We start from the raw sequence: 14,351 nt of genomic DNA, 5'->3' as shown, positions 1-14,351 counted from the left end.
TCTTCCTCGCGGCCTGGTCCGTCGGGACAATCCGCGGAACCTCGCACCAGCAAGGCCCGGCATCGGCGAATCGGATGAGCCCGAATCGCCGACTTCGCTGCTGGGGACCGTGCTCGGAAGGTCAGTCGCGGCTGGGACCGAAGCGCTCGGTGCGGATGCTGTGCGGGTCGTGACCCAGCGCGAGCAGGATGTCGGCCACGGTTTCCACGAAGCCGGTCGGGCCGCAGACGTAGGTGGTCGCGTTGAAGTCGGCGGGCCAGCCCGCGGTGTTCAGCGTGGCGACGTCGATCCGGCGCGGGATGCCGGACTGTCCTTCGGGCAGCTCGCGCGTGTGGACGTACGTGACATCCAGCCCGGCGATCGGGCGGCGCAGTTCGTCGGCGTAATACCGCTCGGCCGGCGTGCGCAGGGAGTAGACCAGCCGGAACGGCACCTTGCTGCCCGCCTCGCGCCGGGCGCGGATCATCGCCATCAGCGGAACCACGCCGGAGCCGCCCGCGACCAGCAGTACGGGCGCGGGATCGGCGGGGCGCCAGACGAACCAGCCGCCGACCGGTCCGCGGACCTCCACCGGGTCACCGACCGCGTACCGGCCGGTGAGGTGTTCGGACACCTCACCGTCGGGCACTCGCTGAACGGTCAGCTCCACCCGGTCCCCGTCGGCCGGCGCGGCGAGCGAGTAGCTGCGCTGCGCGGTGTAGCCGTCGGCCGCGGTGAGCCGGACGTCCACGTGCTGGCCCGCGAGGTGGCCCGGCCACCCAGGGATGTCGAGGACGAGCGTGCGCGCCGACGGCGTCTCGGGCCGGGCCTCGGCCAGGCGGGCGACGCGCCACGCTAATCGCCCTGATACCGCTGTTCCCGCCATGGGTCTCCGTAGTCGTGGTAGCCCGCGGCCTCCCAGAACCCCGGGTCGTTCCTGGTGGTGAGCTGTAGTCCGCGCACCCACTTCGCCGACTTCCAGAAGTACAGGTGCGGCACCAGGAGCCGCGCGGGCCCGCCGTGCTCGGGGGCCAGCGGCTTGCCGTTGTACTCGTAGGCGATCCAGGCCCGGCCGTCGAGCAGGTCGGCCAGCGGCAGGTTGGTGGTGTAGCCGCCGTAGGAGCGGGCCAGGACGTAGTCGGCGGAGGTTTCGAGATCGCCGATGAGCGCCGGCACCGGCACGCCGCGCCAGCGGGTGTCGAGTTTGGACCACTGCGTGACACAGTGGATGTCCACGGTGAACTTTTCGCTCGGCAGGTCGAGCAGCTCCCGCCAGGACCACGCCCGCTGGTCGCCGTGCTCGGTGACGACGGTGAACTCCCAGCGGTCCGTGCGCACCCGGGGGGTGGGCCCGGTGGACAGCACCGGGAAGTCTTCGGCCCGGTACTGCCCCGGTGGCAGCCGTGGGTCACCGCTGCGCGCCCGACCGGTGAACCCCGGTGTGACGACACCCATCCGGCGCTCCTCCCCGTTGCCCTGTCCGGAAGCCTACCCGCGCACGTGCAGGCCGAGCGAGGTCACGAGCACCGTCGCCTGCTCCGGCGAAACGATCGCCCCGGCCAGCTCCGCCTGCGTCGGATCGAGCGACGAGAGGTCGCTGCCCCGCAACTCGGCCCGCCCGAACTTGACGTTGCCCAGGTCCGCCCCCGAGAGGTCGACGTCGGAGAAGACCGCGTCGGTGGCGTCGGCCCAGGTGAGGTCGGCCTCGCGCAGGCGCACCCGCTCGAACTTCACCCCCCGCAGATCGGCTCGTACCAGGCCGACGAACGACCAGTTACCCCCGTCCACCCGCAACGGCCGCATCGAACACTCCTCGAACCGGCTGCCGACCAGCTTGCACCCGGTGAATTCGGCGTCGAACAGATTGCAGCGCTGGAAACTGCAGCCGGTGAAGGCCGAGTGAAAGTGCCGCGAGGCGTTGAACCGCACGTTGCCGAACACGCAGTCGGTGAACGTCGCACCCCGCGTGATCGACTCGGTCAGGTCGACCTCGTGGAATTCACACCGCACGAACCGCCGGCCGGTGACCTCTTCGCCGTACCAATCCTCACGCCGGTAGGTTCGCTCCTCCTCGATGACGACTTCGGCCGCCGCCCCCTCCTTCGACTCGTCCGCGGACTGGGCGGGATTCTGCGTGGCTTCGGGCACCGGCTCAGCGTAACTCCGATCTCTCGACGGCAACGGGTCGCCGACGCCGAACCGTCCAGAGCGTTCCGGCCACGCGAACCCGGTCCTGGGTGGAGCCGGCACCACCGCGATTCCGCAGCTCACCGTGGTCCCACCGGTGACGGGGAGCAAAGGGCCCGGCCAATCGGCGCAACTTCCCCGCTGGCGCGTTTCAGCATCACCCGAAAGTGGCACCTAGCGGCATGTCCAGATGGCGAGGGTCCACCAGAACCCACACTGCTGCTCGAGTGATCACCGGGATCGGCGCGCTGTTCGCGTTCATCGAGGTGCTCTACATGGTGATGCTACTCGTCGGCGCCAATGCGTCGAACGGCTTCTTCATCTTCATCCGGTCCTTGGCGGACCCCCTCGCACTGTTCTGGCCGGGCCTGTTCCCGGTCGGCAACGCCGACTTGGCCGTGATCCTCAACTACGGTCTGGCTGCGGTGTTCTGGCTGGTGATCACCGGCATCATCGCCCGTCTCGTGGACCGGTGACGCTGATTTCCACGTCTCCCTGACCTTGGGCTCGCACCCGGTCAGGGAGACCTTTTTTCGCGGTACACCTCTTTTCTCGCGCGCCCGAGCGGCACGGTCGAGGCGACGCGGCGAAAAACACAGCCGCGAGCGAACGACGACCGCCCGCCATACCATGGCCGGATGACCGAAGGCCGAAAGTCCGGTGACTCGCCCTTCGGGGGCTTGCCGTTCGCCGGCCTGATGCAGTGGAAACAGCTCACGGCTCTCGCCGCCGCCAGCCGCTCACTACTGCCGGACGTGCCCGCCGCGATCGTGCGCACGGTCACCGAGCAGCTCATCGGCCGGCGCCTGACCACCAGGGTGGACGGCGCTGAGATGGCCCTCACCCTCACCGAACTCGACTGCGCCGTGGACCCCCTGCTCTTAGCGGCCGGCCGTATCGGCGACGTCCGCATCGTGGCCGAAGACCTGGACTGGCCCGAGCCGGGCCGGCGGCCCTCCGACTCACCCCCGGACGGTCCGGACGCCGGTGGCTCCCCGACTGGGCTGGCTTCGGAACGACTTGAGCGGAAACAAGGTCCCGATACCGCATGGGGGAAGGAAAAGCCGCGGCTGAAGTTCGGCCGTCCGCGCGACAAGGTGCGCTGGGGTTCCGGTAAGCATGGTGATCCGGACGCAGGTGAAGCTGACTCGGCGCGCCGGGAAGCGCAGGTCGGTGCACTACCGCCGGATCGGCGGCCAGGTGACCGGGCCGACCCGAGTACACGCGGCGACGAAGATGACCGATCACAGACCGGGACACCGCGTTCCGGAGCACGTGAGACAGCGGAACGAGGCACGCACGCAAGCGGTCGGTCTCGGTCGGAGACACCGCGCGCCGAGGTGCGTGAACCGGCGCAACGGAACACGCGCGACGGGGCGAGCAGCCGTTCACGCTCAGAGACCCGGCTTTCCGGAGCGAGCGAATCGGCGGAATGGGACCCGCACGGCGGCGCAGACGGCCGTTCGCAAACAGAGGCAGAACCCTCCAAAGCAAACGAACCGGCTGAACGGAACCCGCACAGCGGCGCAGACGGCGGTTGGCAGTCAGAAAGACGAGCCTCCAGAACGAGCGGACCGGCGGTTCGGAGCGCTCATCACGGCGCAGACAGCGGCTCGCGAACGGAGACGCGGCCTCCCAGAGCGAACGAACCGGCGGAACAGTACCCGCACGACGGCGCAGACGGCCGTTCACGGATTGAGACGCGGCCTTCCGAGGGGCGTGGAGCAGCGAACCGGAGCGCGCGCGGGGGCGCAGTCGCCCATTCCCGGCCGGGAGCACAGCTTTCCGGGTCGGTGGGACGGGTGCCGTTGCGGCGGGTGGTCGCGCTGGCGAGGGATGTGCGTGTGCGTAGCTTGCCCACGCCGTCGGTGATTCCGGCGGAGGTGGAGCTGCGGATCTTCGTCGGCGGGGATGCGGTCCGGGAGCGGGTGGCGGAGATCCGGCCTGGCATCGTGGCCACGCCGCATGAAGACGGGCTCCACGTGCGATGGGCCAAACGGCCTGGGTGGGGGCGGCTGACGTTGCAGCCGTCGGTGGGGCCGGACGCCGTCGTGCTGACGCCCACCATCCTCCACATCGGACGGTGGCGGCTCCGGGCGCCGCGGAGGGTACGGCCACTTGTGTTGCCCCTGCCGGAATTACCGAACGGGCTGCGGCTGACCGGAGTCCGGATGTCGGAAGACGAGCTGGTGCTGGAAACGGTCGCCGATGAGTGGCCCGAGCGGCTCTCGCGCATTCCGCTCGGCGATCTGCTGGGCTGGCTGACCAATGCCGCGCTGACTTCGACCCTGCCTCGACTCGGTGCACGATCCTGATCCCTCCCCTGGTTGGTGCTGCCCCACGGGATCCAGACTAGTCGAACACGCGTTCGACATACAGTCACACGATCGGGCCGACTTGCGCCAGAAGAGTATCCACATAGGACAGTAAGGGCGTGAAACCGTGGCCTCGGCCCCGCGGTCGCTCGTCAGAGTGAGGCTTGCTCCTCCACCGGGAGGCAGATCTCGAACCGCGTGTCGCCGGGGGCGGACTCCACCTTGATGTCGCCGTAGTGCCGCTCGACCACGATGCGCCAGGAGATGTCGAGCCCGAGACCGGTGCCTTCGCCCACGCCCTTGGTGGTGAAGAACGGCTCGAAGATGCGCTGCCGCACGTCGTCGGGGATGCCCGGGCCGGTGTCGCCGATCTCGACGCGCACCTGCTGGTCGACCTGCCAGGTGCGCAGGGTCAGCGTGCCCTCGCCGGCCATGGCGCCCAGCGCGTTGTCGATGACGTTGGTCCACACCTGGTTCAGCTCGGCCGCGTAGGCCGGCACCCGGGCGATGCCGTGGTCGTACTCCTTGACCACGCGCACGCCCTCGCCGATCTTCCCGGACATCATCACCAGCGTGGAGTCGAGTCCCTCGTGGACGTCGATCCACTGGTGCGGCGCGCGGTCCATCTGCGAGTACTGCTTGGCCGCCCCGACCAGGGCCGAGATGCGCGTGGTCGAATCCTCGATCTCGCCCATCAGCATCTCGGTCTCCAGCGCGTAGGCCAGCCACCGGACCGCGCCGTCGAGCAGGCCCTCCCCGACCGAGTCCAGGACGCCGTCGAGGCTGTCGGCGGTCAGGCCCGCGCTGACGAAGATGCTGGCCAGGTCCCAGCCCTGGTCGACGCCGTGCTCGTCGAACCAGTCGCCGATCTCGTCCTCACGGTCGGACTGCTGCATCGCGGTCAGCTTGGGCGCGTCCGCCACCTGCTTGACCAGCCGCTCCTGCACCTCCAGCAGCAGGTCCAGCAGCTCCGGGTCGATGTCCTTCTTGGCCAGCACGGCCAGTTTGTGCCGCATCCCGGCCACCCGCTCGCGCAACGACGCGGTCGCGCGCACGGCGGCCGCGGCCGGGTTGTTCAGCTCGTGCGTCAGACCCGCCGAAAGTTCACCGAGAGCCAGCAGCCGGCGGCGCGAGGAGATCACCGTGTCGGTGTTGCGCCAGCCGACGTACATGCCCTCCAGCAGGTGCGCGGCCATCGGGAACCAGCCGCGGAACTGGACCGCGAACTCGGCCGCGGGCAAGGTCAGGAACTCGACGTCGCTGACCGCGTGCACCGAAGCGCCGTAGGAGTGCTCGGTCTCCTGGTGCACGAAGAACTGGGTCGCGCCGCAGTAGGAGCCGCGCTGGTCGGTGCGCTTCATCTCCACCTCGACGCCGCTGACCAGTCGGGTCATCCGCAGCGCCCCGGTCAGCAGGACGTAGAAGCAGGTGGCGGGGTCGCCCTCGCGGATCACCACTTCGCCGCTGTCGTGCCGCTCGACCTCGGCGTGCTCGTCGATCCAGTTTAGCTGGGCGTCGGAGAGGTGCTCGAACAGGAACAGGCCGCGTAGTTCCTCGCGCGGCAGTGCGGGAGTGCTCACTGCTCCTCCAGGTAGCGGTGGACCAGGGTGACCGCCATGGCGCCTTCGCCGACGGCGGAGGCCACGCGTTTCACCGACTGCGAACGGACGTCGCCCGCCACGAACACGCCGGGCACGGACGACTCCAGGTAGTGCGGATCCCGGTCGAGCGACCAGCCGACCGGGTAACGGCCCTCGGCCACCAGGTCCGGGCCCGTGCGGACGAAGCCGTGGTCGTCGCGCTGGATGGTGTCGCCGAGCCACTCGGTGCGCGGAGCGGCGCCGATGAAGACGAACAGGTGGCCGCTCTCGACCGTCTCGGTCACCCCGTTTTCGCACAGCGTCAACGATTCGAGGTGCTCCGAACCGTGCGCCTTGATCACTGTGGTCTGCGTGCGGACGTGCAGGTTGTCGATCGCCGCGAGCTGTTCGATGAGGTAGTGCGACATCGACGCCTCCAGCGAAGCGCCGCGCACCAGGATGGTCACGTCCGCGGCGTGGCGCGAGAAGAACACGGCGGCCTGGCCGGCGGAGTTCGCGCCACCGACGATGTACACGTGCTCACCCTGGCACTCGGGCGCCTCCGTGGCGGCCGAGCCGTAGTAGACCCCGCGGCCGGTCAGCTCCTCGATGCCCTCGGCCTCCAGAGCCCGGTAGGTGACGCCGCTGGCCAGGATCACCGAATGCGCGGCGATCTCCGAACCGTCGCCGAAGGTCACCACCCGGCTGGACCCGCGGGCTTCCAGGCCCACGACGTCGCGGGCGGTGAGCACCTCGGCACCGAACTTCTGGGCCTGCCGCCGCGCGCGGTCGGTCAACTGGGCGCCGGAGACGCCGTCGGGGAAGCCCAGGTAGTTCTCGATCCGTGAGCTGGTGCCGGCCTGGCCCCCGGTGGCCTTCTTCTCCACCAGCACGGTCCGAAGGCCCTCCGACGCGCCGTAGACGGCGGCGCCGAGTCCGGCCGGTCCGCCACCGACCACGACCAGGTCGTAGAACTCCTGCGCGGGCCGGGTCGACAAACCGACCGCGTCCGCGATCTGGCCGCCGGTGGGCTGCTTGAGCACGGTGCCGTCGGGGGTGACGACCACCGGGATGTCGGTCTCGGCCGCCTCGGCGGCCTGCAGGATCCGGCCGCCCTCGTCGTCGTCCACCGAGTACCAGCGGTACGGCACGGCGTTGCGGGCGAGGAAGTCGCGGACCTTGAACGAAGGCGCCGAGTAGCGGTGGCCGATCAGCTTGGTCTCCTCCACCGGCCGGTCGCCGACCGCGAGCCAGGTCTCGACCAGGGAGTCGATCACCGGGTAGAGCTTCTCCTCCGGCGGGTCCCACGGTTTGAGCAGGTAGTGGTCGACGTCGACCACGTTGATGGCCTGGATGGCCGCGTCGGTGTCGGCGTAGGCCGTCAGCAGGGCGCGGCGGGCGTTGGGGAACAGGTCCATGGCCTTCTCGAGGAAGACGATGCCGTCCATGTGGGGCATGCGGTAGTCGGCGAGGATGGCCGCGACGGCGTCTCCGCGCAGCTTGATCTCCCGCAGCGCGTCGAGGGCGTCGGCCCCCGAGTCGGCGCGGATGACCCGGTAGTCCTTGCCGTAGCGGCGACGCAGGTCACGGGCGACCGACCGCGACACGGCGGGGTCGTCGTCGACGGTCATCAGGATCGGCTGGCTCACACCGTCCAGCCTACGGCTTGCGGGCCGCCGCCGACCTCGAAGGACCTCGGTGGTGGGGACCGGTGCGCGCCGCGGCCGCCACCACGGCGCGCACCGGTTGTCCGGGGGAAAGCGGCTAGGGGTAGCTCACCAGGTTGACCGGCTTGGTGCCCTCGGGCGTGGTCGCGCCCGAGCCGTTGATCACGTGCGTGATGGTGCCCTGGTGGTTCAACGAGACCGTCACCATGTCGTGGAACCGCACGCCGGGGGTGGTGGGCGCTTCGAACGCGTGGGCGCTGGCGACCGAGGGGTTGGTGCTGAAGAAGCAGTAGCTGCCCAGGCCCCAGGCCTCGTGACTGGTGACGTTCGGGCCCACCTGGTACGCGGAGTAGCCCCGGGTGGAGCCGTTCATCCAGCCGGACTGGTCCGGCACGTCGTAGGGCATCTCGTTCTGGAAGAAGTAGGTCCGCCCGCCGTTGCCGTTCCAGACCACCTGGGTCTTCTGGTAGTGCTCGACGAACAGGCCGTACATGGTGACGTCGTTCCCGCTCACGGTCAGCCCGGTGGCGGCGGTGTTGGTGTTCCAGCCGACGTAGCTGCTGTCCGCCGCGTGGTCGGCGCGCCAGATCCACAGGTGGTCGCCGATCACGTTGTTGCTGTTCACCGCCAGGCTGGTGGTCGCTCTGCCGACGGCGGCGCCGCCGACGCGGAAGTACACGTCGTGCAGCGAGGTCGGGTCGGCCGAGTGATCGGCGCTCGAACCGGGCGCGCCGACCTGCATGAGCGTGGCCGAGTTGGTGGTGCCCGCGTCGATCAGCAGGCCGGCGATCTTGACGCCGTCCACGTCGTCCACGTTCATCGCGGTGACGCCGTTGTCCGGCACCAGGGTGGCGATGCCCAGGCCGAGCACCACGGTGTCCGGGCGGGTCACGTGCAGGGGCTGGTTCAGGTGGTAGACCCCGGGGGTGACCAGCAGGTTCTTGCCCGCCGCCAGCGCCGCGTTCAGCTCCGCGGCGGTCGCACCCGGCTTGGCGACGAAGAACTGGCCGATCGGCAGGGAGCGGCCCGGCGCGGTCCCGCCGGCCCAGCTGGTGCCCGAGGTGCCGGTGCGCACGGACGGGACGAACACCTGGTAGTCACCCGCGTCGTCGAGGTAGAGGAACGGCTTTTCGCGGACCACGGGGGCCTGGCCGACCGTGGTGTAGGGCGGGGACGGGAAGGTGTTGGCCGGGGCGCCGTCGACGCCGACGAAGACCATGTTCCAGTTCGAGCCGTTCCAGCCGCCGAACTGCGAGTTCCGCGAGATCCACTGCTGCTGCGAGCCGGAGCGGACCTGGCCGTCGATCTTGGAGTCGGAGATCCAGCCACCGCTGGCCCAGCCACCGTCGTCGAGCTGCAGGTCACCGCGCAAGTGCATGCGGCGGTACGGCGCCGCCTGCGAGACGGCCCAGCGGTCGGCGCCGCCGGTCGGGTTCACCGACAGGTTTTCGGCGCCGCGCCAGAAGTTCTGCGTCGCGTTCTGCGGCGGGAACCAGTCGGCCTCGACGTGCACGGCACCGTTGATGGTGACCGCGTCCGGCGACAGGCCGAGTCCCAGCACCTGGGTGTAGAAGCCGACGTTGACGTCGTTGGAGTAGGTGCCCGGCTTGAACATCACCGCGTACCGCTGGCTGCCGAACTGGTTTTTCTCCTGCTGGCTGAAGATGCTGTTCAGCTTGCCCTGGATCGTCGACGCGGCCATCGAGGGGTCGAAGACGACGACGTTCGGCCCGAGGTCCGGCTGCCCCGAGGTCGGAGGAGTAGTGCCACCCACAGGGGTAATTGTGAACGATTGGGCATTGGTGCCGTTACAGACGTACTGCTGGAGTTGAACGCTGTCCGCCGCCGAAGCGCCCGGCACGTCCAGGCACTTACCACTGTTGCGGCTCACGAAGTGGTAGGCACCGGAAGCCTCCCGGACCGGTGACCACTGCTGGTTCACCCCGCTGGAGTAGGACCAGAGCTGCACGAGCCCGCCGTCGGCCTTCGAAACGTCGGTCACGTCCCAGACCTGCGCGGCGTCGTTGCCGGAGTTGACGCGGTAGTAGCCGTCGCCCGCGGCCTGGATCTGCCACTGCTGCGAGGCCGACTGGTTGCAGGAGTACTGCTGGACCACGGTGCCGTTCGCCCGCCCCGCGCCCCGCGCATCCACGCACTTCCCGCCGCTCACGGCCGTGACGGAGTACCACTGCCCGGGATCGATCGCCGCCTGCGCGGCTGGCGCCGTAGTCAGGTAACCGGCAACCAGTGTGAACGCGGACAGCAGCAGTATTGAAACTCTCCGTGACCATCGACTCATCGGAACCTCCTCTGCCGCGTCACGCGGCGTTCAGCGAGCAGGAAACGGCAAGGCTTTACCCAGTGATGGAGACGCGGCGTAGCGGGCGGGGACCTCGGCGTCACAACCGAGGGAAAATGTAACCGGGACCACACCAATAATCAATACGGAAGTTAAAATAAGTCATGAACGTGCACCCGACCTGCCCGGACGCCCCAGCGGCGGTTGAGCACCACCCCCCTGCCGAGCGCGTTGGGGCGGGGTGTAGCGTATGGAAACACGAGATGCGGAGTACACCTTCGCTCCGGGGCTATGGCGCAGCTGGTAGCGCACCTCACTGGCAGTGAGGGGGTCAGGGGTTCGAGTCCCCTTAGCTCCACTGTGACGAAACACCGCTCACCGGACTTAAAAGTCCAGGTAGGGCGGTTTTTCGTTGGCTCGAATCTTGAGTTTCTTCAAGCAAAACTTCAGCTACCCGCCAGTAGGTGGAGCAAAACTGGAGCAGCGCATGAGCGGCGGCGGAATGGGGTCATGTGAAACGGCCCAGTGCCGCCCACGAACGGGTGGATCTTCAAAGGCACTCTGGGAACATGACACCTGCGTCACCGAGTGGCTCCATCACCGCGGCACCTGCCCCGACAGATAGTCCACCGATCCTGATCAGACTCAAGAGCCGAAGGTGGCCCGATCACGTCGTAAGTGATTATCGGGGCCAAGGCGTCGTACCGCCCAAAGGTCCCAGCTCACGAGTCACAGCGCGTGCTATTGCTGCCATTCCTCGTAGTGCGGACGCGGCCGTGTGCGAAAGGCTGCGATGGCATGAGCGGCAGGGCTCCGGCGCCCCGCCGGCGATGCCAAGGGTGTGGGGCACCCGCTTTGCGCATAGGGATGGAAATGATCGTGCCAACGTGACCATGTGCGGGCCGGAACGCGGAATGGATCACGCATGCCCTCATCATCGCGTCGCAACCTCAGGGACATCCGGCGTTCGTACACCGGCGAAGACAAGGCGAGCGCGGAAGCCGGCGTCAGCAGGGACGGCCTGGGGCTCGATCGCTGCTCACCGCAACAGCGACGGTTCCGTGCTCTCCTGGCGATCTACCTCTTCAACGCCAATGTGCCCGACACACCCTTCGATACCCAGCACAGCGCGACCGCTTTCCTGTCCTACACCATGACCGTGTCGCCATGGTTCAATACCTTCGTCTGTGTCGTGCCGGGTGCCGCCGAGAACGCCGTCGGCAGGCTTTTGGCCTCATCCGCACGCGATGATCTTCGGTACGGGGTGCCCGGGTTGCGTGTGGCCGCCGGCATCGACTTCGGGACGTACCATCTTGCCCACCTGCCCACCGGCGCGAAGATGGTGGTTACCCGCCGTACAGACTTTCCGCCGCTGAGCGAATTACAGCGCCTCGGCCCCTACCGCAAAACGTGGAGCTCTGAACACTACGTCGGCGCGGAGGTCCCGATGGCCGAGGTTGAACACGAAGCCCTGTCTCGCGTTCCTTCGATGCCGTCGGGCATGGAGCGGATTCTTGCGGCGCTCGTAGCCCGGCTCGATGTACGCGACCCATCTGACAAGTGGGCGCTGGGGTTGTGGTGGTACGACCCCCTTCTCCGCCCTAGCACCCACGACCATCAGCGCAGGCACAGGTTCGCACTGTGGGGCCAAGGCCCAAAGTGGGAACTCCGCTGGAACGGCTGGCCGCAGCCAGAAGACGTCATCGCGTGCTTGACAGCACCCGTCATCGGCGTATCAGGCCTAGATGGTTGATTCCGTGAAGTTGGAGTGTGGTTAGTGGTCGTAGGCGGTCAGTGATCGTTTGCGGATGCTGCCGGTTGCGCCAGATCGCGGCCGCCATCGTGAGTAGGCGCTGGGCGACGCGGGTGAGTACTCCGGCGGGTGTACGGCCACCGTGTTTTTCCAGGTTGAGCTAGCTTTTGAGGGTGTTGTTGACTGATTCGATCCGCTGACGGACACCGCCGAGGTTGCCGTGGGTGTAGGTCTCGTCCTTGCGGTCGGGCCGCAGCAGGCGAAGCCCCAGCGAGTGGGTGAACTCCCTGAATGCTTTCCCGGCGAAGCCCTTGTCTGCGAGTAGGAGTTGACCGTCCCTGATGAGGTGGTGGTTGGTGTCGAGCAGCGCGGTGAGGACTTCACGTTCACCGACCTTCGGGTTGGCCAGGCACCACATGATCGGCATGCCGTCCCCGGCGCATACGAGGTAAAGCTTGAAGCCCCAGTACCACCGCGAGTGTGACGCGCAGTAGCCGTAGCTGGCGTACCCGGCGAGGTCTGATCGTTTCACTGTCTCACGTGAGGTTCCGCAGGGTAGAGGTGTGGCGTCGGTGATCCACAGGTCGTCGAACCAGGATGGGCACTGCGCGGCCAGTACGCGGATTGCTTTACTCAGCAACGACTGTGTTGCTCTGAGTCGTTTGTTGTAACCGGACTGGCCGAGCAGGACGGGGAACATCGCGCGTAGTTGGGGATCGTTGTGGATGTGCCGTATCCAGCGGCGTTCGCTGTGGTGGCCGAGGAGAACGTGAGCTACTGCCAAGGTGATGAGTTCACTGTCGGTGAGTTCCGGTCGGCGTCCGCGGCCGGTGCGGGGTGCGACGACGTGGTCGTCGATCAGGACGTAGAGTGCAGTTAGGAGGGTGTCTAGGTCTTTCGTCACACATCGATCTTGGACACCCTCCGCCTACTTTCCCGGTAGCGACGCGTCTCACGCGATCTTCACGGAATCAACCATCTAGCTGCCGCGCAACGTTCGTCATCCGAATGGGTCGTCACCCTCGACGGATGCCACCTGACCTTGAGGTACGGCACCCTCTGAATGCCGATGATCGCGAGAGCCCCTATTCCCCACCGCTGACCGCAGAGATCATGTACTCTCATCGAGTACTCGGCCTGCAAGGAGCCGGGGCTGCGGCGGATCTCCCCAGACGATCCCGCTGGCGGCAAGAAGGTGTGGGCCACCTACCTTGCAATTGGTTGGTGTTGGTCGTCAGCATGTCTGGCACGTGTCTATAGTCGAGTCTGGGCGACAGGAGACGCGCTATGCCTGAAACGTCCCGTCTGCGCTTCGCTGACCTCCGCAGGCCACTCACACAAGAGCCCCGCTCACTCGCAGCACGAGCCATCCCGCGTATCAGTCACGGGACTACGCCGCCAGCACTGGGACTGGACACCTGCAAACCTGCCCAAAAGCGATTCCGCGCATTCGCAGCACCCTTCTTGCTCAACACTCCAGACGTGCCACCTCACCTCAGGATCGCCGGGGACGCTCAGCTCATCGCTCACTCGGGAGTCTCACGAGTGGGATGGAGCGACGTCGTCGTCTCACCGCAATATGACGACCTCAGCATCCTCTCTGATCTACCCGATCACCTGGTCCAATGCCTCGTCGGCACTCCCAACGGCTCGGGCCACGGCATCCCCGGGTTGCGCCCCCTGGCGGTGGAGGGATCCGGCGATGCCCTGCTGATGACGCATCTCCCCACCGGCGCCCTCTTGCGGATCCGCTATCACGACCCCGAGACGCCCAAGCAGCGAACACCACCGTGGTTCTACCCCACTAAGTGGCGACGCCTGCGACAGGACGCCGCCCTAGACGCGCAAGAGCGCAACACCCTCGACGCGATCCCTCCGATGCAGAAGGACACGGTGGACCTGCTCGCCGGCTTGGTTGCGCGGCTCACATGTCAAAGCGACAAAGAGGGCTGGGCAGTCGGCTGGCTGGTCAGGGACCCCATGTCACGGCCCTTCCGAGAGCAAAGTGGGTCCGACTTCACCCAACTGTGGGGCGGCGAACACCACTGGACACTTCGATGGGGCGGCTATGGCGCGGTACCAGCACGTGATGTAGCCCGAGCGCTTACACACCCCATCATCGGAATCCTCGACGCCCGCGCCACGAAGTCAACCGAGACGCACGCGGAAGTCCGACTCCGCAAAGCGCGCCTGACGCTCGAAGTACACGACATTCTCATATCCGAGTACTTTCCCAGCAAGAATCGCACCACGCCGGACGAGGCACGACGGTGAACCACGCCCAAGAGCCGCCCTCATGGCGGGACATCGTGGACAGCTGCCTCCGCGACCGTCGACGATTCCGCCGCCTACTCGTACTGGTCCTCGTTTTCGCCGCCTTTGTCCTCACACTCGTAGCCATCGCAGGCTGGCCACTAGCCGGCATCGGGTCAGTAGCCACGTGCGCCCTGGCAAGCCGCCACAATCGACAGCCACGCTCGCCCGGCTGACGAATGACCTCATGGTCCTGCAATCAGGGCATTCAGAACGCACCTCACTGAACGGAGTTACTACCGAGCCCCCCACCTGGAC

General features: G+C 67.4%; 10 protein-coding genes, 1 tRNA gene and 1 pseudogene. 5 read left to right on the top strand and 7 right to left on the bottom strand.

The annotated features are described in order from the left end of the window. Positions 1 to 121 precede the first annotated feature (121 nt). Genes NYF13_RS34990 through NYF13_RS34980 form a run of 3 tightly spaced genes read right to left on the bottom strand, consistent with a single transcriptional unit; the run spans position 122 to position 2,127 of the window. Positions 122 to 865, bottom strand: a complete 744-nt coding sequence (locus NYF13_RS34990) for a ferredoxin reductase (RefSeq protein ID WP_315662364.1) — start codon at positions 863 to 865, stop codon at positions 122 to 124. Beyond that, on the bottom strand, positions 835 to 1,434 hold the full coding sequence (locus tag NYF13_RS34985; protein ID WP_315662362.1) for a sulfite oxidase-like oxidoreductase: 600 nt from the start codon (positions 1,432 to 1,434) through the stop codon (positions 835 to 837). The genes NYF13_RS34990 and NYF13_RS34985 overlap by 31 nt, the downstream gene beginning before the upstream one ends. A gap of 33 nt (positions 1,435 to 1,467) precedes the next feature. After that, entirely contained in the window at positions 1,468 to 2,127 is a 660-nt protein-coding gene (locus NYF13_RS34980) for a pentapeptide repeat-containing protein (protein WP_315662360.1), read from the bottom strand. A gap of 221 nt (positions 2,128 to 2,348) precedes the next feature. On the opposite strand from NYF13_RS34980, the gene NYF13_RS34975 reads away from it, so the two are divergent. Together NYF13_RS34975 and NYF13_RS34970 are read left to right on the top strand one after the other, a co-directional pair. After that, on the top strand, positions 2,349 to 2,642 hold the full coding sequence (locus NYF13_RS34975) for a hypothetical protein (RefSeq protein WP_315662358.1): 294 nt from the start codon (positions 2,349 to 2,351) through the stop codon (positions 2,640 to 2,642). Positions 2,643 to 4,010: 1,368 nt separating this feature from the next. After that, a complete protein-coding gene (locus NYF13_RS34970) occupies positions 4,011 to 4,481 on the top strand; it encodes a DUF2993 domain-containing protein (RefSeq protein WP_315662356.1) in 471 nt (156 codons plus the stop codon). 152 nt (positions 4,482 to 4,633) lie between these two features. Here NYF13_RS34970 and NYF13_RS34965 read toward each other — a convergent pair whose 3' ends face one another. The 3 genes from NYF13_RS34965 to NYF13_RS34955 form a co-directional block, all read right to left on the bottom strand. Further along, the gene (locus NYF13_RS34965; protein ID WP_315662354.1) at positions 4,634 to 6,061 is read right to left on the bottom strand and encodes an ATP-binding protein; all 1,428 of its coding nucleotides are present in this window, start codon (positions 6,059 to 6,061) and stop codon (positions 4,634 to 4,636) included. Next, the gene (locus NYF13_RS34960; protein WP_315662353.1) at positions 6,058 to 7,710 is read right to left on the bottom strand and encodes an FAD-dependent oxidoreductase; all 1,653 of its coding nucleotides are present in this window, start codon (positions 7,708 to 7,710) and stop codon (positions 6,058 to 6,060) included. Before NYF13_RS34960 ends, NYF13_RS34965 begins: the two co-directional genes overlap by 4 nt. A 115-nt stretch (positions 7,711 to 7,825) precedes the next feature. Then, a complete protein-coding gene (locus tag NYF13_RS34955; protein ID WP_315662352.1) occupies positions 7,826 to 10,027 on the bottom strand; it encodes an RICIN domain-containing protein in 2,202 nt (733 codons plus the stop codon). Positions 10,028 to 10,312: 285 nt separating this feature from the next. On the opposite strand from NYF13_RS34955, the gene NYF13_RS34950 reads away from it, so the two are divergent. Continuing rightward, positions 10,313 to 10,385 (top strand) — tRNA-Ala (locus NYF13_RS34950). A gap of 567 nt (positions 10,386 to 10,952) precedes the next feature. Then, a complete protein-coding gene (locus NYF13_RS34945) occupies positions 10,953 to 11,780 on the top strand; it encodes a hypothetical protein (RefSeq protein ID WP_315662349.1) in 828 nt (275 codons plus the stop codon). Between the two features lie 21 nt (positions 11,781 to 11,801). On the opposite strand, the pseudogene NYF13_RS34940 reads toward NYF13_RS34945, so the two are convergent. After that, positions 11,802 to 12,684: pseudogene (locus NYF13_RS34940) on the bottom strand (IS982 family transposase). A gap of 641 nt (positions 12,685 to 13,325) precedes the next feature. On the opposite strand from NYF13_RS34940, the gene NYF13_RS34935 reads away from it, so the two are divergent. Continuing rightward, entirely contained in the window at positions 13,326 to 14,054 is a 729-nt protein-coding gene (locus NYF13_RS34935; protein WP_315662347.1) for a hypothetical protein, read from the top strand. Positions 14,055 to 14,351 lie beyond the last annotated feature (297 nt).

Origin of the sequence: Amycolatopsis sp. PS_44_ISF1 (genome assembly GCF_032335455.1) — a bacterium.
Classification (GTDB): Bacteria; Actinomycetota; Actinomycetes; order Mycobacteriales; family Pseudonocardiaceae; genus Amycolatopsis.
Note: the sequence above shows the minus strand (reverse complement) of the source record. Positions and strands in the feature narration are given on the sequence as shown.